At 31.3% G+C, this 22,520-nt stretch carries 22 protein-coding genes; 9 read left to right on the forward strand and 13 right to left on the reverse strand.

The window, feature by feature from the left end; all coding sequences use genetic code 11:
- Positions 1-3: 3 nt before the first annotated feature.
- Positions 4-837 carry a pyridoxamine kinase gene (locus Q0516_RS07600; RefSeq protein WP_294467132.1) on the reverse strand — a complete coding sequence of 278 codons (834 nt, stop codon included), beginning with the start codon at positions 835-837 and terminating at the stop codon, positions 4-6.
- A gap of 824 nt (positions 838-1,661) precedes the next feature.
- Here Q0516_RS07600 and Q0516_RS07605 point away from each other — a divergent pair.
- The 6 genes from Q0516_RS07605 (at position 1,662) to Q0516_RS07630 (ending at position 6,734) form a co-directional block, all read left to right on the forward strand.
- Positions 1,662-2,432, forward strand: a complete 771-nt coding sequence (locus tag Q0516_RS07605) for a DeoR/GlpR family DNA-binding transcription regulator (RefSeq protein WP_294467134.1) — start codon at positions 1,662-1,664, stop codon at positions 2,430-2,432.
- 373 nt (positions 2,433-2,805) lie between these two features.
- A complete protein-coding gene (locus tag Q0516_RS07610) occupies positions 2,806-3,567 on the forward strand; it encodes a DeoR/GlpR family DNA-binding transcription regulator (protein WP_257480194.1) in 762 nt (253 codons plus the stop codon).
- A 58-nt stretch (positions 3,568-3,625) separates the two neighbouring features.
- Positions 3,626-3,919 carry a PTS galactitol transporter subunit IIB gene (locus Q0516_RS07615; protein WP_294467138.1) on the forward strand — a complete coding sequence of 98 codons (294 nt, stop codon included), beginning with the start codon at positions 3,626-3,628 and terminating at the stop codon, positions 3,917-3,919.
- 77 nt (positions 3,920-3,996) lie between these two features.
- A complete protein-coding gene (locus Q0516_RS07620; protein WP_294467141.1) occupies positions 3,997-5,265 on the forward strand; it encodes a PTS transporter subunit IIC in 1,269 nt (422 codons plus the stop codon).
- Between the two features lie 11 nt (positions 5,266-5,276).
- Positions 5,277-5,594: a hypothetical protein gene (locus Q0516_RS07625; protein WP_294467144.1), complete on the forward strand. Its 318-nt coding sequence runs from the start codon at positions 5,277-5,279 to the stop codon at positions 5,592-5,594.
- Entirely contained in the window at positions 5,595-6,734 is a 1,140-nt protein-coding gene (locus Q0516_RS07630; RefSeq protein WP_294467148.1) for a hypothetical protein, read from the forward strand. It abuts the gene before it with no gap.
- 105 nt (positions 6,735-6,839) lie between these two features.
- Here Q0516_RS07630 and Q0516_RS07635 read toward each other — a convergent pair whose 3' ends face one another.
- The 5 genes from Q0516_RS07635 to Q0516_RS07655 all read right to left on the reverse strand — a co-directional run bounded on the left by Q0516_RS07635 (position 6,840) and on the right by Q0516_RS07655 (position 12,778).
- Complete coding sequence (locus tag Q0516_RS07635; RefSeq protein WP_294467151.1) at positions 6,840-7,526, reverse strand: DUF2461 domain-containing protein; 687 nt, start codon at positions 7,524-7,526, stop codon at positions 6,840-6,842.
- Positions 7,527-7,536: 10 nt separating this feature from the next.
- Positions 7,537-8,373 (reverse strand): RNA polymerase sigma factor, encoded by an 837-nt coding sequence (locus Q0516_RS07640; RefSeq protein ID WP_294467156.1) that lies wholly within the window; start codon positions 8,371-8,373, stop codon positions 7,537-7,539.
- A gap of 163 nt (positions 8,374-8,536) precedes the next feature.
- On the reverse strand, positions 8,537-10,762 hold the full coding sequence (pcrA, locus tag Q0516_RS07645) for a DNA helicase PcrA (protein ID WP_294467159.1): 2,226 nt from the start codon (positions 10,760-10,762) through the stop codon (positions 8,537-8,539).
- Positions 10,762-12,105, reverse strand: a complete 1,344-nt coding sequence (locus Q0516_RS07650; protein WP_294467163.1) for a HAMP domain-containing sensor histidine kinase — start codon at positions 12,103-12,105, stop codon at positions 10,762-10,764. Before Q0516_RS07650 ends, pcrA begins: the two co-directional genes overlap by 1 nt.
- On the reverse strand, positions 12,098-12,778 hold the full coding sequence (locus Q0516_RS07655) for a response regulator transcription factor (protein WP_294467166.1): 681 nt from the start codon (positions 12,776-12,778) through the stop codon (positions 12,098-12,100). Before Q0516_RS07655 ends, Q0516_RS07650 begins: the two co-directional genes overlap by 8 nt.
- Positions 12,779-12,922: 144 nt before the next feature.
- On the opposite strand from Q0516_RS07655, the gene Q0516_RS07660 reads away from it, so the two are divergent.
- Entirely contained in the window at positions 12,923-13,093 is a 171-nt protein-coding gene (locus tag Q0516_RS07660; protein WP_007050495.1) for a hypothetical protein, read from the forward strand.
- A gap of 99 nt (positions 13,094-13,192) precedes the next feature.
- Here the strand turns inward: Q0516_RS07660 and metA are convergent, their stop codons facing one another.
- Both metA and Q0516_RS07670 read right to left on the reverse strand, forming a co-directional pair.
- Positions 13,193-14,137, reverse strand: a complete 945-nt coding sequence (gene metA, locus Q0516_RS07665) for a homoserine O-succinyltransferase (RefSeq protein WP_294467173.1) — start codon at positions 14,135-14,137, stop codon at positions 13,193-13,195.
- Between the two features lie 134 nt (positions 14,138-14,271).
- Positions 14,272-15,558 carry an aminotransferase class I/II-fold pyridoxal phosphate-dependent enzyme gene (locus Q0516_RS07670; protein ID WP_294467176.1) on the reverse strand — a complete coding sequence of 429 codons (1,287 nt, stop codon included), beginning with the start codon at positions 15,556-15,558 and terminating at the stop codon, positions 14,272-14,274.
- Positions 15,559-15,793: 235 nt separating this feature from the next.
- Between Q0516_RS07670 and Q0516_RS07675 the strand changes: the two genes are divergently transcribed.
- The gene (locus tag Q0516_RS07675) at positions 15,794-16,174 is read left to right on the forward strand and encodes a desulfoferrodoxin family protein (protein WP_117531020.1); all 381 of its coding nucleotides are present in this window, start codon (positions 15,794-15,796) and stop codon (positions 16,172-16,174) included.
- A gap of 723 nt (positions 16,175-16,897) precedes the next feature.
- Here Q0516_RS07675 and Q0516_RS07680 read toward each other — a convergent pair.
- Both Q0516_RS07680 and Q0516_RS07685 read right to left on the reverse strand, forming a co-directional pair.
- On the reverse strand, positions 16,898-17,341 hold the full coding sequence (locus Q0516_RS07680; protein WP_294467182.1) for a GNAT family N-acetyltransferase: 444 nt from the start codon (positions 17,339-17,341) through the stop codon (positions 16,898-16,900).
- A 49-nt stretch (positions 17,342-17,390) separates the two neighbouring features.
- Positions 17,391-18,017, reverse strand: coding sequence for a TetR/AcrR family transcriptional regulator (locus Q0516_RS07685; protein ID WP_294467184.1), 627 nt, complete (start codon positions 18,015-18,017; stop codon positions 17,391-17,393).
- Positions 18,018-18,464: 447 nt separating this feature from the next.
- On the opposite strand from Q0516_RS07685, the gene Q0516_RS07690 reads away from it, so the two are divergent.
- Positions 18,465-19,079, forward strand: coding sequence for a DUF4878 domain-containing protein (locus tag Q0516_RS07690; RefSeq protein ID WP_294467187.1), 615 nt, complete (start codon positions 18,465-18,467; stop codon positions 19,077-19,079).
- Between the two features lie 26 nt (positions 19,080-19,105).
- On the opposite strand, the gene Q0516_RS07695 is transcribed toward Q0516_RS07690, so the two are convergent.
- From Q0516_RS07695 to Q0516_RS07705, 3 genes are read right to left on the reverse strand one after another with little or no spacing between them, the layout of a single operon-like run.
- Entirely contained in the window at positions 19,106-21,172 is a 2,067-nt protein-coding gene (locus Q0516_RS07695) for an FtsX-like permease family protein (RefSeq protein WP_294467190.1), read from the reverse strand.
- The gene (locus tag Q0516_RS07700; RefSeq protein WP_117531012.1) at positions 21,162-21,929 is read right to left on the reverse strand and encodes an ABC transporter ATP-binding protein; all 768 of its coding nucleotides are present in this window, start codon (positions 21,927-21,929) and stop codon (positions 21,162-21,164) included. The genes Q0516_RS07695 and Q0516_RS07700 overlap by 11 nt, the downstream gene beginning before the upstream one ends.
- A 12-nt stretch (positions 21,930-21,941) precedes the next feature.
- Entirely contained in the window at positions 21,942-22,418 is a 477-nt protein-coding gene (locus Q0516_RS07705) for a hypothetical protein (RefSeq protein ID WP_294467193.1), read from the reverse strand.
- Positions 22,419-22,520 lie beyond the last annotated feature (102 nt).

The following is a 22,520-nucleotide window of genomic DNA, read 5'->3' on the forward strand; positions in this document are numbered from 1 at the left end:
CTCCTATTTTAAAAACTGAAGATTATCTTCTATGTTCATTCCTTTTCTCTTGTCAACAACTATTTTTTCATCTCTCTCCATAGCTTTCCTGACAAAATCCGAAGCTATTTTGCAAGCTTCTTTAAGAGTTTTGCCTTCCAAGACTTTTCCTACCATGACACCCGAAAAAACATCTCCGGTACCCGGGAACCTTACGTTTATATAATCATAAGGCACAGAAAAATATTCATCCTCAAAATGTGAATAACCTTCTATTGAATAATTACTGCTATCTTTACTTTTAACACTTGTTATCACTACTGATTTTGAACCCAGTTTTCTGAATTCATCAATGTATTCTTTTATTTCATCACTATCAAGTTCATCCTTTTTCATTTCATCATAAAGTATAAAAGAAGCTTCGGTAAAATTAGGAGTAACGATATCTGCAAGGGCACACATTTCTCTCATATTCTTAACTACATTCTTACTTAATCCCATATATAAATTACCGTCGTCCCCCATAATCGGATCGACCATAATAAGTGGATCATTCTCTTTATTATCTTCAATTATCTTTTCGATAAGTCCAACCTGTTCGTCGGAATTTATGAAGCCGGTACAGATAGCATCAAATTTAAATCCAAGTTCGTTCCAGATATCTATAGTCTTTCTCATATACTCGCTCATATCAAGTATTTCAAATAGTCCATAGTCAAGAGTATTTGAAACTATTGCGGTAGGCAGATTGTGAACTCTAAATCCCATTGAAGATACTATAGGCATCATAGCCGATAACGCAACTTTACCTACCCCCGGCAAGTCATTTATTAAAAGTATGTCTTTATTTTTATCCATTATTATGCTCCTTATTATGTATTTATTGTAGATTATATAACTTTTCTGCTTTACTTATCAACATAATATTATAAAAACAAATAAAAAGAGGAATACTTCTCCTTTTTACCTACTTACCTTTTTTTCTCTCTAGTTAAATTACTTGTTACAAAAATATTTAATTTCTTATTTCTTTATTAAAATTTAATAAATTATCAAACATATAGTTTATAACCATTTTACTTATAAAATATAAAATTATTTTTATTTTTTGTATATTGATAATATATCACGGAGTATTGTACTTTTCCCGGGTAATATTCCTCTACCGGTAATTTTTTATTTCCGAATTCTAATTCACATATTAAATATCTTAATATAATGTATGCTCCTAAAATAAATCTCTATAAATCTTAAAATACATATATTAAATTATTCTTCGATTTTAAACTAATTAGGATATCATATTAATAATTACAGCTATACACATTTTAGTATCTTACTTCAAAACTCAAAACATATTTTCTTGTACTTATTTTTTAATATAATAAAATTTCAAAAACCTTCTCATATAAAATAAATTATAATATCACATGTTTATCTTTTAATAATGTTTTAATAATGTTTTCATAATTTTTAAAATATTTCTAATAAAACCGTTTAATATGAAAATAAGACTATAGCAACGAAAAGAAAGATATAACTATTAGAATAAAAAATGTAAATCAATATATTTATCAATTATAATAAATACAATATACTGTTTAAATATTGAAAAATATTTTTCATTTTATTATAATTTATGTATAATAATATTAGCAAATTAAAAAATTTGGAGAGTTAAAATGAATAAAGTCGAAGAAAGACAACGCAAAATAATGGATATTTTAAAAGAAAATAAGCATATAACCATAAACGAACTGGGTGAAATGCTAAATGTTTCTCATTTAACAATAAGAAGGGATTTAAAAACACTTGAAGAATCACAAAATATAACCATTTCCTATGGAGGAATTGTCTTCAGCAACGAAGATTTCTCTCAATATTCAAAAAGAGAATGTGAAAATTTAGAATTAAAATCAAGGATAGCAAAAAAAGCTTTAAATTACGTTGAAGATAACGATATAATTTATATCGGGGGAGGCAGCACATGTGTAGAATTTGCAAAATCACTATTTGAAAACAAGCCTAATTTAAATATAAAGATCATTACAAGTTGTGCTAATGTAGCCAAAATAACATCTAAAATGATGTTTGCCAACATAACATTGGTTGGCGGAAACTTCATAAATGAAAATGAAAGTATGGTATCACTTTTCACACTGGATGTAATTAAAACATTAAACTTTAATAAAGCTTTTTTAGGTTGCCTGGGGCTTACGGATGAAAAAGGTGCTATGTTCATTGATATAACTTTAGCTAAATTAAAAAAAATAATAGCCAAAAACTCCCAAAATGTAATTGTATTATGCGATTATACCAAAATAGGGAAACACTCTATGGCAACGGGTCTTAATATCGATGATATTGACATTATAATAACTAATAAAAATGCTCAGGATTTAAATGATTATGGCTTTATAAAAAAACATGAAGTTAAAGTTGATTTAGTTTAGAAATTGAAATAATTGTTGACAACATATTTTTATATATGTTGTCTTTTTATTTATGACAATATTTTGTAAAACTATTTACAAAATATTAAATATATTTGACATTAAAAAAATTATATTATATAATTTTTACATAATTATATTTAACTGATTATATAATCAAGTATCTTATATATTAAAATATCTTATATCCAATTAAATATCTATATAATATTTCTTTCTAACGGAAAGTAATATTATATGATTTTCACACCAAAGGAAATAAAACGCAATATAAATACGCAATAAACAACAAAAACAAACATATTTAATTTACTTTTCTTTTCTTTTTGCTATAATTAAGGTAAAGAGAAAAGAAACAAAGGATTGAATAGTTATGTATAAGAATAAAAGACAATACGCAATATTAGAATACATATACGAAAAGAAAGAGGCAACGGTAAATGAGCTTTCCGAGAAGTTTAATGTTTCTAAAGTAACTGTACGAAAAGATTTGATTGAATTAGAAGAAAAAGGAAAGATTAAGAAAAATCATGGAGGAGCGATACCCTCAGAAAATATATTTTTAAACGAAACACCTTATTATAAAAAGAACATGACGGCAATAAACGAAAAAAGAAAAATCGGAGCTCTTGCCGCGAAGCTGATACAAGATAAGCAAATAGTAATAATAGATAACGGTTCTACAACGAATGAAATAGCTTCATACTTGAATGATAAAGAAATCGTAGTAGTTACAAATGATGTAAGGATAGCAAATAAGCTTGCTACATATCCAAGTATGAGCGTTGTAATATGCGGAGGATATATAAAAACTCCGGGATATGCCATTTTTGGACCTATGGCGGAAGATCTATTCAAACATACACTAGCCGATATATGTTTTTTATCCGTAGACAGCTTAAATTTAAATGAAGGTTTATCTTATAACTTTTTGGACTCGGTAGCAGTAAAAAAACAAATGATAAAAAATGCAAATAAAGTAATCGTTCTATGTGACAGCTCTAAAATAGGGAAAAAATCTTTCGCGAAACTCTGCGATGTAGATAAAATAGACATAATAATAACAGATAAAATGGAAGCGGACTTAAAGAGACGATTTGAAGAAAAAGGAGTAAGGATCCTGATAGCCAAATAATTCAGTTAAATATATACATTATATATATTTTATAAAAAATTGAAAGGAGGTTTATACTGTGACAGTAAATGTGGTAGTCGCATGCGGAAGCGGGATAGCAACATCGACAGTCGTAGAACAGCGTCTTAAAGATATCGCCGAAGACTATAATCTAGATATCAATCTCAAGAAAACATCAATGAGCGGACTTGAGGGAATGCTGGCGGATGCTGATTTGGTTGTCGTGACCAGCAGGTATTCCAATGATGATGTAAAAGTAAAAATATTATCGGGAACATCTCTTCTTACGGGAATAGGAGAAGATATATTTATCGATAAATTCGTTGAAGCAGTTAAAGAAATAAAAAAATAGTTGTATAAAAGGGAAAAAATATACGTATTAAAAAGGGAAAAATATTGTAATTTATAAGTTTTAATAAGGAGGATATTATGGATACATTATTAACTATTGTAAAATATATTACAGATTCACTCGGAGCAATGGTAATCATGCCGCTATTTTTAATATTATTGGGATTGGCATTCAGAATGAAACCATTGAAAGCATTCAGATCGGGATTACTCGTTGGTATCGGATTTCAGGGTATCAACTTGATTATATCACTGCTCGGTAACGCAGTATCACCTGCGGCAACCGCACTTGCAGAAAAAGTTGGTATTAATTTTAATATAATCGACGTTGGATTTCCGACAGTAGGAGCAGCAGCGTGGGCAACCCCTATTGCAGCACTCGTTATTCCGTTGGCTATTTTAATAAACGTAATAATGATTGTATTAAAATTAACAAAAACATTAAACATTGATATTTGGAACATGTTTCACTTTATCTTAGCAGGAGGCATTGCCTATTTGATTTCAGGAAGTATAGCTGTAGGACTCATAGTTTCAGCTATATTCTCTATTATCACTCTTCTTCTTGCCGACTGGGATTCAAAAACCTGGCAGGAATATTTCGGACTTGAAGGCACCAGCTGTACCACACTTGCCATAATGACAAGCGCTATATGCTCATTTATAGTAAATAAAGTAATAGACCTTATACCCGGACTTAAAGATTTTGATATAAATCCTGCAAAGATCAATAAATTAAAGGGTATAAGCGACCCTATGTTCTTAGGGTTCTTCATAGGTATAATATTAAGTTTACTTGGCGGACTTCCGCTTGATAAAATCCTTAATACCGGTGTAGGTATTGCGGCAGCTATGGTACTTCTACCTAGAATGGTTTCACTTCTAATGGAAGGTTTGGCTCCAATCTCAAGAGCTGCTTCTGATTTTACTAAGAAGAGACTTAAAGGAAGATCGTTACTAATTGGTATGGACTGTGCTTTAGGTATAGGAGATCCTACAGTTATAGCAGCATCTACGATAATGATACCTTTCGCAATTCTTTTAGCGGTATTACTTCCGGGAAATGGATTTTTACCTATAGTTTCACTAACAGGACTTACATATTTCTGCGTTCCTGCGGCTGCATACTCTAAAGGAAATTTATTTAGGACCATTGTTACAATGCTCATTTTCTATGCACTGCATATATATGTTATCAATGCAATATGTCCGCTCGTTACGGGACTTGCAACATGGGCAGGAGTAGATTTACCTACAGGTGCATCATTAATAGCAGGCGGTAATCCTGAACATGCATTCTTATTATTAATAAAACCAATACTATCAATTTTTGGCTTAGCAGGCTAAGAGGTTAAATTATGATTGAAGTTTTACTGGTATCAAATGGAAATAAGGATGATGTTGAAAACATAAAAGAAAGAATCTATAATTTAGGAGAAGATTTCTTTATAGAAAGCAACGTCATAGCTGTCGATAGTATGGAAGCGGAAAACATTAATTTTGATTATGATTTTGCAGTTACTTTGGATAATAAAGTCGTTTTAGATAAAAAGACTATTGACGCAACTCCTATTTTATTAGACAGAGCAGGGGAAAAGGCTGAAAAAGATATTCAAAATCAGCTTTTAAAAGCAAGAGCTACTCATAAAAGACAAAAGGAAAGTCAGGAAAGATAAATGCTATATGATATTATCATTGAAAACGGAACGTTAATCGATCCGCTATATAATAAAAATCAAAAAGGTAACATTTATATTATTAGTGATAAAATAGTATCACCTCCGAAAGATAATGGAAAAATAGAGTATAAACAAAAGATATATGCAGACGGGCATTACGTAATGCCCGGACTCATCGAAAACCATACTCATATTTATAACGGAGGCGGTGATACTAATTTAAATGCGGAGGTAATAATGCTTCCAAGCGGAGTGACATCCGCTATAGACCAAGGGTCTTCGGGATGGTCAAATTTCAATTTATTCTATAAAAGCGTTGTTATGAATTCGATGATGAACATAAAATGCTATTTAAACGTGTCCAATTCCGGACTCATTACCGAAGATTATTTTGAAAACATAGACCCCAAATTTTTCAATAAAGAAATGATAAAATTCTATACCGAAAAATATAGAGATACTATCTTAGGTCTTAAAATTAGACTTTGCAGAGATTCCATAAAAGATATGGGGTTAAAACCTCTTGAAAAAACAATAGAATTGGCAGAAGAGCTAAATATTCCGGTTTCTGTACATATAAAAGATTTAGATGAATTAAAAGAAGCCGCTAATATGCTGAGAAAAGATGATATTTGGGTTCATATGTATCAGCAAACAAAACCTACTATATTAGATGACGAAGATAAAATAATAGACGAAGCTATAAAAGCTAAGGAAAGAGGAGTTTTATTCGATGTAGCAAGCGGAAGAGGAAGCTTTTCCTTTGATATGATCAATAAGGCATTCAAGCAAGGTTTAAAACCGGATTTGATAGGTACGGATTTGGTAACATACAACGTTTATGAAAGACCTATATTTTCTCTTCCGTATACAATGTCAATATACTTAAACCTCGGTATGAGTATAGAAGAATTAGCAAAAATATGTATAAAAAATCCGGCAGAAAGAATGAACCTAAGCGGAGAAATAGATACGCTAAAAGAAGGTACAATCGCGGATATATGTATTATGGAAATCAAAGAAAAAGATGTAACATTCAATGATAAACATGGAGGCATCTTAGAGGGAAATAGACTAATAATTCCAAAGATGACAATAAAAGACGGAAAAGTAGTATACAGAAATATAGAATTTTAATATATAATTAACTTATAAAAAAGAACTCATAACGAGTTCTTTTTTTAATTATATTAATATTTAAAATTGATTAATAGATTTATAAATAATAATATCAGTAAATATTTATCTTTTTGGCATTTCAAAATCGACCAATGCTTTATTTAAATAATCATTAAAAGGCTTCATCAGTTTAAATGTTTCTGCTGCATTCTTTATAAATGCTTCACTGTCCATGAAGTCTTTGTCACTTATAGGGTATTCTATAAACCAGCTTTTATGTTTAAGGAATTCTCCGTAAGGATGTTCTTTATCATAACCTGCGGGTACATTTTTAAGTTTTACTCCGCACATTTCAAAATTATTTTTAAAACTGGGGTCGTTTATTATTTCATCTAATTCTTTTCCGTTTTTATCTATATAGCTTCTTACCATGTTGGTAGCGTCTTTAAACATATCAGCAAATAATCCGCCGCCTAAAAATATAGTATTGTCACAACCTATGTAAATATAATATCCGACAGGAATGGGAAGCTTCCCTCTCGATGAAATATGTGCTCTGAATACAGGATTATATGGAGACTTATCTTTACTAAACCTCGTGTCCCTTACCATTTTAAATGTTAGATCCTTCGGATGATTATTTAAAATACTTTCATCAAATTTACCTATTTCGATTATCAATTCTTGTATTAATTTTTCAAATTCGATATTGGCTTCCAGTCTCTCTTCTTTATGTGCATGATACCATTCTTTTTTATTGTTTTCTTTAAGTTCTTTTATAAAGTTTAAAATTTTCTTAGTGTCTATCATTTTTATTCTCCTAGTATTCTTTAATTTTTTTCATATGTTTTGAGGTAACTAAATCATTAATAAAAGATTTCATATTTATATTGGAATTATATTTTGGTAAATCTTCAAAAACTGTAATTTTTTCATTAAAAGCTTCCATTGATTTCATGTAATCTTCCAATATATCTTCATCCAATGTTTCAAGTTTTGAATACTCGAGGTCCTTAGGATCTAATCTATGCTGGGATACTGCATAACCAATTCTTTTTTTACAATTACACAATCCGGTCCCGCTCAAACCGCAGTATTCACTTAAAAACTTAGCCATTTTTTTTCGTGCACGATGAAGTATTTGCCTATAATTCTCAGGTGTCATATCCAATATTTCTCCCGCTGTTTTACTATCGACATCGAACATAGTCCCAATAATAAAAACACACCTGCTTTTAGCGTCCAGACACTGGAGCATTACATTGGTACACGACAATTTAAGCTCTTTTGACAGCTCATTTTTATCTCCTTCAAAAATATCTTCATCATCAATATATCCGGCTTTGATATCATCTGCATAATATTCAAAACTTAAAGGATATTTATAAAACATGGATTTTTTATAATCAAATAAATAGTTAACCGCGATTTTATATACCCAAGTTCTAAATGCGGACTCTTTTTTAAATGAAGACAAATTTAACATGACTTTTATTAGTATTTCCTGAGTAGCGTCTTCTGCGTCATGAATGGTCCCCAGCATTCTAAGGGAAAGATTGAATATAAAATCATTTATTTCGGATAAAACTTTTTCTAAAGCTTCGCTGTTTCCCTCAACAGCTAACGATATAAATTTATTGATCTCTTTATTTTCCATTTCGCTCCTCCTTTCATATAGTTAGACTCTTTTTATCTTAAATTGTGACACTTTTATAAGAAAATTTTTACTTTTTCTATATAATTTTACAATAATCATAGATTTTTGTATATAAAAAACCATACCAAAACCCTAAAGAGTTTAAAATATGGTTTTATATATATTACTGAACTTTTTTAAATTTGGCTATACCCGCCATAAATTTCTTTATACCAATTTCAGGAAAGGCTGCGGTTACTTTTGCATCTTCACCACTACCGTCAACTCCCACTACAGTACCTATACCCCAAGCGCTGTGATCTATTTTATCTCCCGGGTTTAAGTCAACATCAGAAAGATTGTTGTTCTGCTTAAATAGATTTTCTGCCTTTTTAGGAGATTGTTTATATGGGTCATATATTCTTTTAATTGAACTTTTTAAGAGTTCTTTTTCTTTACTATTTTCTTTGATAACATTTGTTCCTTCAATCAAATCATCGGGAACTTCAAGTAAAAACCTTGAAGGATTTCTGAATTCGTTTCTTCCGTAAACTCTTCTGCTTTCTGCGGAAGACATGTAAAGCTGTTTTCTTGCCCTTGTTATACCGACATAGCAAAGTCTTCTCTCTTCTTCCATTTCGCTGTCTTCATTCACGGCTCTGTAAGTAGGGAAGAGATTTTCTTCCATGCCCGGCATAAATACGATGTTGAATTCAAGACCTTTTGCATTATGTAAAGTCATCAATAATACTTTTGAACTATCTTCATCATATGAATCAACTCCCGCGACCAAAGCCGCATTTTCCAGAAATGCTTCCAATGTATTTTCTTCTTCGTTACTTTCAAAATCTCCTGCAGCATTAACAAGTTCATCAAGGTTTTCAAGTCTGTTTGAAGCGTTCTCAACTTTACCTTCTTTAAGCATTTCTTCATATCCGCTTAAATGAATTGTGTTTATTACTATGTCCATAAGTCCGTTATTCTCGGGAAGCCTTCTGATTTCTTCTATAGTATCCCTAAAATTCATCAGCTTCTCTTTTATGGCTCCTTTAAACAAAGGCGAAGAGTCTATATTCTTTATTACTTCATACATAGATATACCCTTCATAAAGGCATAATCTTTGATTTTTTCCACGCTTGCGGGACCTATACCCCTTTTGGGCGTATTTATCACTCTTATTAAAGCAAGATCATCCTGAGGGTTGACTATTAGTTTTAAATAAGCAAGGATATCTTTGATTTCCATACGGTCATAGAACTTCGTTCCCGCAACGATTTGATAAGGGATATTCCTTCTCATGAGTCCTTCTTCAAGTATACGAGACTGAGCATTAGTCCTATATAGTATGGCGATATCACTGTATGGTATATCGTGATATTCATTCAAGCAAAATATTTCCCTGGAAATAAGCGACGATTCTTCGAGGTCACTGTTTGCATTCAAATACTTTATTTTTTCTCCTTCGTCATTATCCGTAAATAATGTCTTACCCATCCTTCTTTGATTATGCTCTATTACACCGTTTGCCGCATTCAAAATATTTTGTGTGCACCTGTAATTCTGTTCAAGTCTTATGACCGTCGCATCCTCAAAGTCTTCTTCAAACTCTAAAATATTTCTGATAGACGCTCCTCTCCAGCCATATATACTTTGGTCATCATCGCCGCAGACACATATATTTCTGTGATCCTCTGCAAGTTTGCTTACTATAGCATACTGAGAAAGGTTGGTATCCTGATACTCATCTACCAATATGTATTTAAATCTGTTTTTATATTTATTAAGCACTTCGGGACATTTTGCAAATAATATATTCATATTAAGCAGTAAATCATCAAAATCCATCGCATTGTTACTTAATAATCTCTTTTGATACTCGGCATAAACCTGAGCTATCTTAGCTTCGGTATATCCCCCTTCAAAATCATCGTGTTCTTCAAGGTAATCATCACTGGTTTCCAAATTATTTTTAAGTAAAGATATTTGTGATTTGACACCTTCAACAGGAAATTCTTTATCCGAAATATCCAAATCCTTTAATATTGATTTAACTAATCTTTTTGTATCATCGTCGTCATAGATAGAAAAGTTACTTGTAAATCCCAAATTATGCCCCTCTATCCTTAATATCCTTGCACAGATAGAGTGAAAAGTACCCATCCAAATATCGGATGTAAAAGGTATCCCCATACTGTCTATTCTTTCTCTCATTTCTCCCGCTGCTTTATTAGTAAATGTAAGCGCAAGTATCTCCCAAGGCTTTGCATAACCATTTTCAATTATGTAAGCTATTCTATGTATTATCGTCCTCGTCTTACCGCTTCCCGCACCTGCGAGTATCAAAAGAGGACCGTCCACACATGTGACAGCCTCCTGTTGTTTTTCATTTAACATACTTAGTAAATCCATTATTCTGTCTCCTCATACGAAATTAAAGGTAAAGCTATTATAACATCAGTTCCTTTATCTTCAATGCTTTCTATATTAATAGTTCCGTTTAAATTTTCCACTATCCATTTTGCGATGGGAAGTCCAAGTCCGCTTCCGTTTTCTCTTCTGCTTCTCGCCTTATCAATTCGATAAAATCTTGTAAATACCTTTTCTATCTCATCTTTCTTCATTCCTATACCTTGGTCTTTTACTTTAATTACTACATTATTTTTACTTAAATTGACTTTAACAGTAATCATGATTTGAGTTTTATCTTCAGAATACTTTATTGCATTATCAAGAAGTATCATCAAAAGCTGAGTAAATTTATCTTCGTCTATATTTGTTTTTACTCTGTTGTATGGACAAGCCATATAAACTCTTATCTCTCGCTTTACCGCAATAGGTTCGATTTTTTCGATTGCTTCTTTTATAAGGTGAACTATATCATGTTCTTTATTATTAAAAGGTATTTCATTTAAATCAGCTTTAGATAATATGAGTAAATCTCCCACCATTTTATCCATTCTTTTAATTTCACTTTTAGCATAATCTATCCATACTTCCTGGGATTTGACCGTTTCGTCTTCATTAGACTCAATCAATTCAAGATTTGTTTTTATTACCGCAATAGGTGTTCTAAGCTCATGTGAAGCATCTGCAATAAACTGTCTTTGATTATCCATATTTTCTTTTATTGGGACCAGAGCTTTATCGGCAGTATAAAAACCTCCGAGAAGAGACGCGACAACACCGAAAATAACAGTTAGTGCCAATATATATAAAAGAGTATTTAAAGTGGCATTTTCCGCCCTGTTATCTTCTGCAATTAGGATAAGCTGCATATTCCCATCATTATCGGTTATAAGAGTAGTACAAGTTCTGTAAGATATTTTGCTGTCTTCATAATCGGAAAAGACATATCTTCCATCCTGCTCTTTGACCTCGGTATGAGACGAATTGACATCAGCAAAATAAAGCGTAGCGATTTTTCCTAATTTATTTTTGCTGATTTTAAATTTACCAGAAGAAAAAATAGGTTTAAGCTCATTGTTAAAAAATATCAATTTGCATTTTTCATTGCTTAATTTTTCTTTAAAGTAACTCAGTTCCTGATTATAGGATAAATCATTTTCAATACTCTTAAAATTACTCTTTGAAAATCGCTTTGACTGATATACAAGATTTAATAATTCATTATCCGAAGTATTTGAAAAAGAATAAGAAGAAAATACATAAATAAAAGAAGTCACCATAATCAAGATGACTAATAAAACAAAAGTATTCGTTAAAATAAGTTTATTTTTTATCTTATTAAGCATTATCCTTTTCCTTTAAAGTATATCCAAGTCCTCTGTTTGTGACTATTTTAACATCTGCATCACTGCCTAATTTTTTCCTTAAATAATGTATATATATTTCAACGCTGTTATCTATTGCATAACTGTCGATACCCCATACTTTATCCAAAATATAATCTTTAGAAAGTACATTATCCTTGTTTTTCATTAAAGTTTCAAGCAGATTAGCTTCTTTTTTTGTTAAAGTTTCCTCTCTGTCCCCGATACTTAAAGAGGCATTATTGACATTCAATCTTACGTTACCGATATGAAGCACCTCTTCTGTAATACTCCCCGAGCCTCTTCTTGATAAAGCCTTGATTCTTGCGATTAATTCTTTTGTATCAAAAGGTTTTGTAAGGTAATCATCCGCACCGAGATTAAGTCCCCTGACTCTGTCATCAATATTATCCAGAGCAGTTAAAAGAAGTATCGGTGTATTATTATGTTCTTCTCTTAAAGTCTTGAGTATGGTAAGCCCGTCTATCTCAGGTAACATTATATCAAGAACGATAACATCGTAAACAGGTTTTCTGGCTAACATCAATCCGGATGTCCCGTCAGCGACAGTATCTGCAAGTATTTTATTTTTCTCTAAAAGTGCTACAAGAGGAAGGGCTAAATTAACTTCATCTTCTATAATAAGTACTCTCATAATATTAATTCCTTTCTGTTTTATATATTATAGTTCATTAGATAAAAATAAACAATTTTTTTTGATATTTTTAATTTTTTAAGGTAATTTAAAGGTTCGGCGAATATACTTCTTAATCATAAGGAAAAAAGGAGTGTTTTTAATATGAAATGTCCTTACTGTTCAAATAAAGATATGGGAAAAATTGGCAGAAAGAAATATTTTTGCAGCAACTGTTTTTCCGAAATAGTTGTAAGTTCTAATAAATTTAAAGTAATTTCTTTAAATGAAAAGGGAATAGCAAAAGTAGTTAAAACTTGCTCAATATCTGATTAGCATAGATTTGGAAGAACAAAAGTTAAACCCCTCAGACTTTTGATTTCTCTCACAACAAAAATAAAAAACGACCGATATCGGTCGTTTTTTATTTTTATTTTATTCGTCTACTCCGAATTCTTTATCTATTTGATTTAATTTCTCAAGATCAAACGGTGTTGTTTGGTAAACATGATAGTTAAGCCAATTTGAAAATAATAAATGTCCGTGAGCTTTCCATCTTACTATAGGTTTTTTTGTATCATCATCATTTGGAAAATAATTTTTTGGAACTTTGGGATTAAGTCCTTTTGCCTTATCACGTTCATATTCCTTTTTTAATGTATTGGGATCATATTCACTGTGACCAAATACAAAAATTTTTCTCTGATCTTTACTGACCAATAAGTATGCTCCCGCTTCTCTGCTTGAAGCAACTATTTCCAAATCATCTATTTTTTTAATATCTTTGATCCTGCACTGAGTATGCCTTGAATGAGGTGCATAAAAAACATCATCAAAACCTCTTACTATAGGTCTTCTTCTGACTATTTTATGTTCAAATACTCCAAACATCTTTTCAGGCAAATCTTTTTTATCTATTCCATAGTAATGATTTAATGCAGCCTGTGCTCCCCAGCAAATAAACATGGTAGAAAAAACGTTCTTATCTGCAAAATCAAATATTTCCTGAAGTTCTTCCCAGTAATTTACATCGTCAAACTCCAATTTTTCAACAGGAGCTCCCGTTATAATCATACCATCGTATTTCTTATGTTTTATATCATCGAAATTCTTATAAAAGGCTTTTAAGTGATTATGTGATGTATTTTTACTGGTATGAGATTTCATATTAATCAAATCTACTTTGACCTGAAGTGCAGTGTTACTTATAAGCCTAAGTAACTGTGTTTCTGTAACGATTTTCGTGGGCATCAAATTTACTATTGCAAGTTCAAGAGGTCTTATATCCTGGCTTTTGGCTCTCTCTTCATGCATAACAAAGATATTTTCTCTATCAAGCTGCTTAGATGCAGGCAAATCTTTTGGTATTATAACAGCCATAATTCAATCCTCTTTTCTACTACTAAAATTAATATCTCTTTAATTTCTTCTTAATAAATATTCCAAGTAATAATCCAAGAATAACTTCCGATATTATTTCTAAAACTGCTGCTTATCATATTTATTCCATTTGACTAAACCAATTCAAGAGCTTTTGCTAAATCTGCCTTGATATCTTCTACGTCTTCTATACCTACGGACAGTCTGATTAAATCAGGCTGAACACCTGCTTCAATCAATTCCTGATCATTCATTTGACGATGAGTATGACTTGCGGGATGAAGCACCGAAGTTCTGGCGTCTGCAACATGGGTTACAATAGCGGTAAGTTCCAAATTATCCATCATTTTAACTGAAGCATCCCTTCCGCCTTTTAAGCCAAATGATATCACTCCGCATGTACCCTCAGGCATATATTTTTTAGCTAATTCATAGTACTTATTACCCTTAAGTCCGGCATAATTGACCCATGCTACTTTTTCATGATTAGATAAAAATTCAGCGATTGCCAGTGCATTTTCGCAGTGTCTCTTCATTCTTAAATGAAGTGTTTCAAGTCCTATATTTAAAAGAAAAGCATTTTCGGGAGACTGAATTGAACCGAGGTCACGCATCAACTGAGTCGTTGCCTTAGTTATATAAGCCTTCTTTCCAAATCTCTCGGTATAAATAAGTCCGTGATATGTAGGATCCGGTGTTGTAAGTCCCGGGAATTTATCTTTATAAGCGTCCCAGTCAAAATTTCCGCTGTCAACTATACATCCGCCTACACTTGTAGCATGACCGTCCATATATTTAGTGGTTGAGTGTGTTACTATATCCGCACCCCATTCAAAAGGACGGCAGTTGATAGGTGTTGGAAAAGTATTATCGATAATAAGCGGAACTCCGTGCTCATGTGCCGCTTCAGCAAATTTCTCTATATCCAATACTACAAGTGCCGGATTTGCGATAGATTCTCCCACGACTGCTTTAGTATTTTCTTTAAATGCTTTACCAAGTTCTTCTTTAGTTATATCCGGGTCTACAAAAGTACACTCAACGCCCATTTTCCTTATGGTATGAGCATAAAGGTTATATGTACCTCCATAAACAGCAGATGAACAAATAATATGGTCTCCCGCTTCGGCAATATTCATGACCGCATAGAAATTTGCAGCCTGACCGGAAGAAGTAAGCATGGCAGCTTCGCCTCCTTCAAGTTCACAAATTTTTTGAGCCACCATATCGTTTGTTGGATTTTGAAGACGAGTGTAAAAATAACCTTCGGCTTCGAGATCGAAAAGTTTACCCATTTCTTCGCTTGTACCATATTTAAAGGTCGTTGACTGTATTATAGGTAGTATTCTGGGTTCACCGCTTTTAGGCTGGTATCCGCCCTGAACACATTTGGTTCCCTGTTTTTTATTTTTTATATCCATATTTCATTTCTCCTAACTGAATTAAGTTAAATTTAATGGTATCAAATATTTTGTTATAAGTAAATACAATAATTATCATTTAGAAATAGATTTTATCTATATCCAGTTATAATTTAACATTTAAAAATAATAAAAATTCTATAAAAAAATATAAATTGATTTTAAATTTAAAAAGAAAGTATAAATTTGGGTCTAAGTAAACAAAATAATAGTAGAAAAAATTAGGAGGATAAAAATGGAACAAAAATTTTATTTATGCAAACATTGCGGAAACATCATTACTTTCGTAAGAAATATGGATGTGCCTGTTATATGCTGCGGTGAAAAAATGGAAGAAATAAAACCTGGAGTAAAAGATGCTGCGGTTGAAAAACATATTCCGGTCGTAGCAGTTGAAGGAAATAAAGTTGAAGTATTCATCGGAGAAGTTGAACATCCTATGGTTGATGAACACTATATTGAATGGATCACTCTTGAAACTGAAAAAACAAATCAAATTACTCACTTAAAACCGGGAGAAAAACCAAAAGCAGAATTTGCAATCCCTGAAGGTGATAAAGTCATTTCGGCTCATGAATATTGTAATCTTCACGGATTATGGAAAAAAGAATTATAGTAAAAAAATCTCTTCGCATGAGGAGATTTTTTTACATAAAATCCAAAATAAAAATGCTGATTTTCATTTCAAGATCAGACTTATAAAATATTAATATAAATTTTGGTGTTTAATTTACCAATTATAGAAGTGCTTTGATATGACTCTGAGATTAAAAATATGTGTTATATATAAAAATCGCAGTTATATAGAGCTCACAAAATAGTAATACATAACCTACGATTTTTCTGTGATGAGTTTATATCAAAAACTCCAGACGGTCAGTAAATACTATAGATTACCAGGGAAAGGCACACTCTTTTTCTTAACCTCCGTATAATTGAAGTCGAATTTTTAGTATCTAATGTATAATTTCAGCACAAAATATTTTCATAAAGTTAGTCTTTCGTAAATATCTGCCCCTTATGTTATAAGATAAAATACAGCAGGTCAAATCCTTTTGTTGTCGGATATGCGGTTTTCACTTTTTTTATAATAAATGTCTTATCAACGGGTAAAGTCAAAATCTATTTACAGTTTGGTTAATATAAACAAGAGAACCTGAGAAAGTAAAATAGTACAATTTAACAGTTTGTTGAAATATTAGTTCTTCGGTTTCAAAGAATAATATTGCTAAATTTTTCTTATTTTTTTTATTTATTTGTCCTGCCTTCAAATGCTATGCAAACTTTACGTTTCTTATAATTTATTTTTCTAACAATTTTTCTATAAACCGGAATTTATTTAGTCTAATCTCATATATAAAAGAGGATATGGATTACCTTGCTCATCACACTCTGTCCTTTTATATACTTCAAATCCCATATGTTCATAGAAGCCTTTCGCAAGAGGATTTTGTTCATTTACTGCCAAATCATTCACCGAATATTTTTCTATTCCATATTTAAGAAGTTCTTTACCTAACCCTTTTCCTCTTTCTTTTTGAGAAATAAAGAGCATTTCAAGATGTTGCTCTACTATTCCCATAAATCCTACCGGAATATGATTTTCGGTTTCCACAATCGTTAAATGTGGTATTTCTTTTAATGCCTGTGGGACATATTTCTTAATTTCTTCTATTTCATTTTCAGATAAAAACAAGTGTGTTGCCTTTACTGAGCTTTCCCACACTCCTAATAATTGTTCTATCAGTGATGAATTTCTGTCTGTTACTTCAATAATATTCATGTTGATCCTCCATAATTTCTAATTTATAATTGTTTTTATATAACTGTTTCTATCTGGGTTGATACGAAATCAATTTTTGTATACTACCTTGCTCCATATTTAAAAGTCGTTCCAGATTATAAATTAATGCGGTTAATTTTTTCTGCTTGCTCTCTTCGTTAAGTTCCGTAAGATCATCAAACATGGCGTTATAATAAATAAGTACCATCTCCGAGACTTCCTGCGGATAATCCGTTTGGCATATTCCTTGCGTGATTAATTCTTCTATTAGTGATGTAATAAGAGGAGTAATGCCTGACAATACACATTTTTGCATTTTCTGATGCATAAGTGCATTTTGTGGCCTATGTACTTGCTCCAGAATTTCATGTCCAAGATTACCACTGCTTATATTAAGCGAATTTATTATCATGATTATTCGTTCAAACACAGAAAGTTCCTTTTTATTAAATATTTCTTTTGCTTTCTCAACCAACTGTTCAGTAATCCGTTCAGTCACAGCATCTAATATTTCTTCTTTTGATTTAAAATGATAATACAGTGTTCCCCGGGCAATCCCAATTTCCCGCAGAATATCGTTAGTGCTGGTGTTGTCGAACCCCTTTGCTACGAATTGCTGTTCTGCTATATCCAGTATTTCATTTTTTCGTTCCTCGGCTTCTTTTACTATTCGCATTATTCACACACTCCTATTACGACTTATAACCGACAAGTTGTCGGTGCTATTCTAACATTGTCTGATAATTCTGTCAATCCATTGAGTTTAATTTCTTATTTCAAATTTTTTTTATTATCTAACAAATTATCGCAAAGATAAAACCTATTTTGGAAGAAGATCATCATAAACCGATCATGGCTATAACGATAAAATATTGTCTGACAGTGTTTTTTATATTTAAGCCCCAGAGATAATGCAAAATTTCTTTTCCGGCTCTATGAATATCAACATAATTAAAATACAGATATTATATAAGATATCTGATTTCCTTTCACAAAAAGATTAAAAGTTTTTATCATTTTCATTATTTATATAATTATACAAAGACGACAAAAAGAATAATTTGATTGAGTTTTCTTTAATAATTTTTTATAATATTTATATAAAATAAAAAGGGGAAATGAAATGAAAAATGTAAAAAGGTTAACCGGATTTGTATTGAGTATTTTAATGCTCGTATCGTTGAGCGCATGCGGCGGACAGTCACCAGATAAAGCGGTAAGTGAATACTTGGACGCACTCAAAGCTTACGATACCGAAACTCTTAAAAATTATGAAGATGTACTGGACAGTGTGGATAAAAATCTAAGCAGTTTTTTAGATGAAAAGGACAAGGATAAAGTAGATAAAGAAAGTCAGGAAATAGCTAAAAAAATATTATCTAATCTATCTTACGAAATCGTATCTACAGAAGATAATGGAGATACCGCTGCAGTAAAAGTAAAAATAACGAATAAAGACTTTGGCAGCGGAATGAAAACATTTTTTACCGATATGTTCGCATACGCTCTATCTCATTTAGATGCATCGGAAGACGAAATGAATAAATACGTTGAAAAGAAACTAAATACAATGATTGACGATGCGGTTAAAAGCTCTGCAACAGTTACAAATGAAGTAACAGTAAGTTTAAACAAGAAAGACGATAAGTGGGTAATAAAACAAAATGATAAATTATCAAATGCTATTTTAGGTAATCTTCTCAATAGCTTAAAAGATTTATCTGACTCATTCAAGTAAATAAAAAGAGGCATAAGCCTCTTTTTTTAATTTTCTTTGATTATATTTTTACTTGAGAAGTAAGTCAATAAGAAGTATCCTCCGTAAATCAAAATTATTACTACAGATGTTACGATTATAGAAGGAAGTATATTCATATGACCTATAGTACTTAATATGTGATCGGCAAACTGAAGACCAAATATTGAATGTACTACCGCAAGCAATAACGGAAGGATAAAGAATATCCCTATTTGTGTAAACAACGCCCTATTTATCATACCTTCACCGGTACCTATTTTTCTTAGAATAGTATACCTGTCTTTATTGTCAGCACTCTCTGAAAGCTCTTTTAACGCAAGTACCGCGGCAGATGTAATAAGGAATATTATTCCGAGATATATCCCAATAAATGTCACCGTCGCACCAAGTCCTTTAGAGGATTCTATATTAGTTATTCTTGTTGCACTTTTTATCCTTATATTATAATCTTTTACATCCTTAAACCCGCTGTTTTTATCTATTTTTTTGATCATCTTTTCTTCAAAAGCAGTTTTTTGTTCTTTGGTTGATAGTGTATAATTTGAACTTGCATAACTGAATTCTATCCAAGAAGGTTTAAGTTTTGCACTGTCGGGTAAAATTATGAGTCCGGTGTTCACAGCCTGCATAGTATTTTGAATAAATCCGTCAATACATTCTTTATTCACAGGAGTGTAAGTTTTACCGCCTATAGTTATTTCATTCCCGCTTTCAAGTGCTTTGTCGCGATATACTTTTATGTTATCATAATCACAAACTATAGCATACTCATTATTATTTAATTTGATTTGTTCATTACCAAATAATTTAGCTATCTTATTATAATCGGATAACTTCATGATTTCTTCCGCGGTATCAGTCTTAACTTCAGGAAAATCTTTTTTCATATTATCAAGCTGACTTTTTAAAGTATCTTTTAAAGTAAGTTCATTCGTTGCATAACTGTAAGCTTCTGTAAATCCTTTAAAATCTTTATTTAAATCATAACCTAATCCATCTAATATCTCTTTGATACTTTTATTTGAATAATCGATTGCTGTATCTGAATACCCTTTGTTACCCGGCAAATTCATGGTTTTTATTATTGTCATGTCTACAGGGTTGTATTTCTCCAAATTTTGTGTTAAAGCGTTGTTCATAGCAAGCCCCGATGAAAGCATGCCTATGGTTGTAAATAACATCAAACATATAATGCTCATAGATATTACCGTGGTATTTATCTTTGAATCTATTTGTTTAAGTACAAACATATTTAAATTTTTATAATATAACCTCTTATTCGATTTCACGAGTCTTAATATAAAACCTGACAGTGAAAAAAAGAAAAGGAAAGTAGCGACCGAACCGATAGCAATATATATAATAATATCATTTTCATTAAGTCCGTCAACGCCAGCAGTTACTTTATAATAAGAAAATCCCAACATTATTATAGATATTATAAATACAATTATGGATACAATCGGATTTCTCATTTTGATTTTTTCCGACTTTCTGCTTGCCATTAATAAATCTATGAGCTTATATTTAGAAATCATAAATGTATTAAATATCATAACGAACAAATACATTACTGAAAAATATATTATTGTTTTGATGATTGCAGCATTGGAAAGTACAAAATGGAAATTACTCATATCAGCTTCAAACATATTGGCAACTATGATAGACATAAACTGAGACGCGAATACTCCTAATACAAGACCAACAGCCAATGAGATGATACCGATGAATAAGGTTTCCAAAAGTAATATTTTAGATAACTGTCCCTTGCCCATTCCAAGAGTCAAATAGATACCAAATTCCTTTTTTCTCCTCTTAATTAAAAAGTTATTTGCATATATTACCAAAAATCCAAGGATAACTGATATAAACACCGATAACCCTGACAACATATCGATCATCAACTTGACCACATCGTATGAAGATTTGGAAAAGTTCATCATTGGTTCCTGTGCGTCCATAGAGTTAAATATATAAAACACTGCGACACCAAGGATCAATGTCATAAAATATATGGCATAATCCTTAAAACTTTTCTTGATATTCTTAATCGATAATTTAAATAACATCGTTTAGTTCACCTCCAAGAAGCGTAACTACTTCGATAATTTTATTAAAGAATTCTTTTCTGGAGCTGTCTCCTCTGATTATTTCATTAAATATCTTTCCGTCTTTAATGAAAAGGATCCTTCTTGCCTGAGATGCTGTAAAAGCATCATGTGTTACCATCAAAATAGTAGCACTTAGTTTTTCATTGAGTAAATCTAAACTCGATAACAGCATTTTTGCGGCTTTTGAATCAAGTGCCCCTGTAGGTTCATCAGCAAGGATCAATTTAGGATTGGTAATTATAGCTCTCGCACATGCAACTCTTTGCTTTTGTCCTCCCGACATCTCATAAGGGTATTTATTAAGTACTTCTGTTATCCCCAGTGCTTTAGCTACATTTTTTACTCTTCTTTCTATATCGTTTGGTTTTATCTTTTGTATAGTAAGAGCTAGAGCTATATTCTCAAATGCGGTTAAAGTATCAAGCAAATTAAAGTCCTGGAATATAAAACCGAGTCTGTTTCTTCTGAATTCATTTAACTGTTTACCTTTTAAATTTGTAATGTTGATATCACCGACAAAAATATCTCCGCTTGTAACTTTGTCTATTGTAGATATAACATTTAGAAGCGTAGTCTTACCGCTTCCGCTGGCACCCATTATCGCAACGAACTCTCCCTTTTCCACTTCAAAGCTTATATCTTCAATAGCCTTTGTCAAATTACTCTTATTTCCATAATATTTTTCAATATTTTCAACTTTTAAAACTCTTTCCATAATAAATCTCCTTTAAATTTCCTTAGATATTAAATTTAGTGAACCGCTAAAATGATCACCTATAAATCCTATATAAAAATCACCATCGTACATGGTTATATTAATTTCTCCGCTTTCAAAACCAGCACCTTCAAATAGATTGATAGTTTTTACTTCTCCGTTATTCTTACAAACCAACTTGCCTTTTCCTTTATCAACACTTACTTTGTAATTTAAACTAATTTTCTCTTTTGATCTGTTAACTTTACAAGAACCAAATAAAACTTCGGTATTACAGAAATCATTATAATTACATTCATATGTCCCTATGTTGTAATTTTCCTCTAGAACCCTCTTTCCGATCAAGTCATTATCTTTTGTAAGAGCATTCTTTCCAAATGTTTCGATAATATCATTGTACTTATTTATTACTTTATCTTTATTGATGCTGCAGCCTACCAACAACAGTGAAATCGAACAAATAAGTACCAGTGCCACTTTCTTTTTCATTTTATCTCCCTCCTTTAATAAGATTATAGAAGAAGATAATTTCTTCATCCATTGATTTATATTACATAACCTTACAGTTTTGTAAGAATTAATTTTATTGTA

This window comes from uncultured Anaerofustis sp. (assembly GCF_938029165.1).
Taxonomy (GTDB): Bacteria; Bacillota; Clostridia; order Eubacteriales; family Anaerofustaceae; genus Anaerofustis.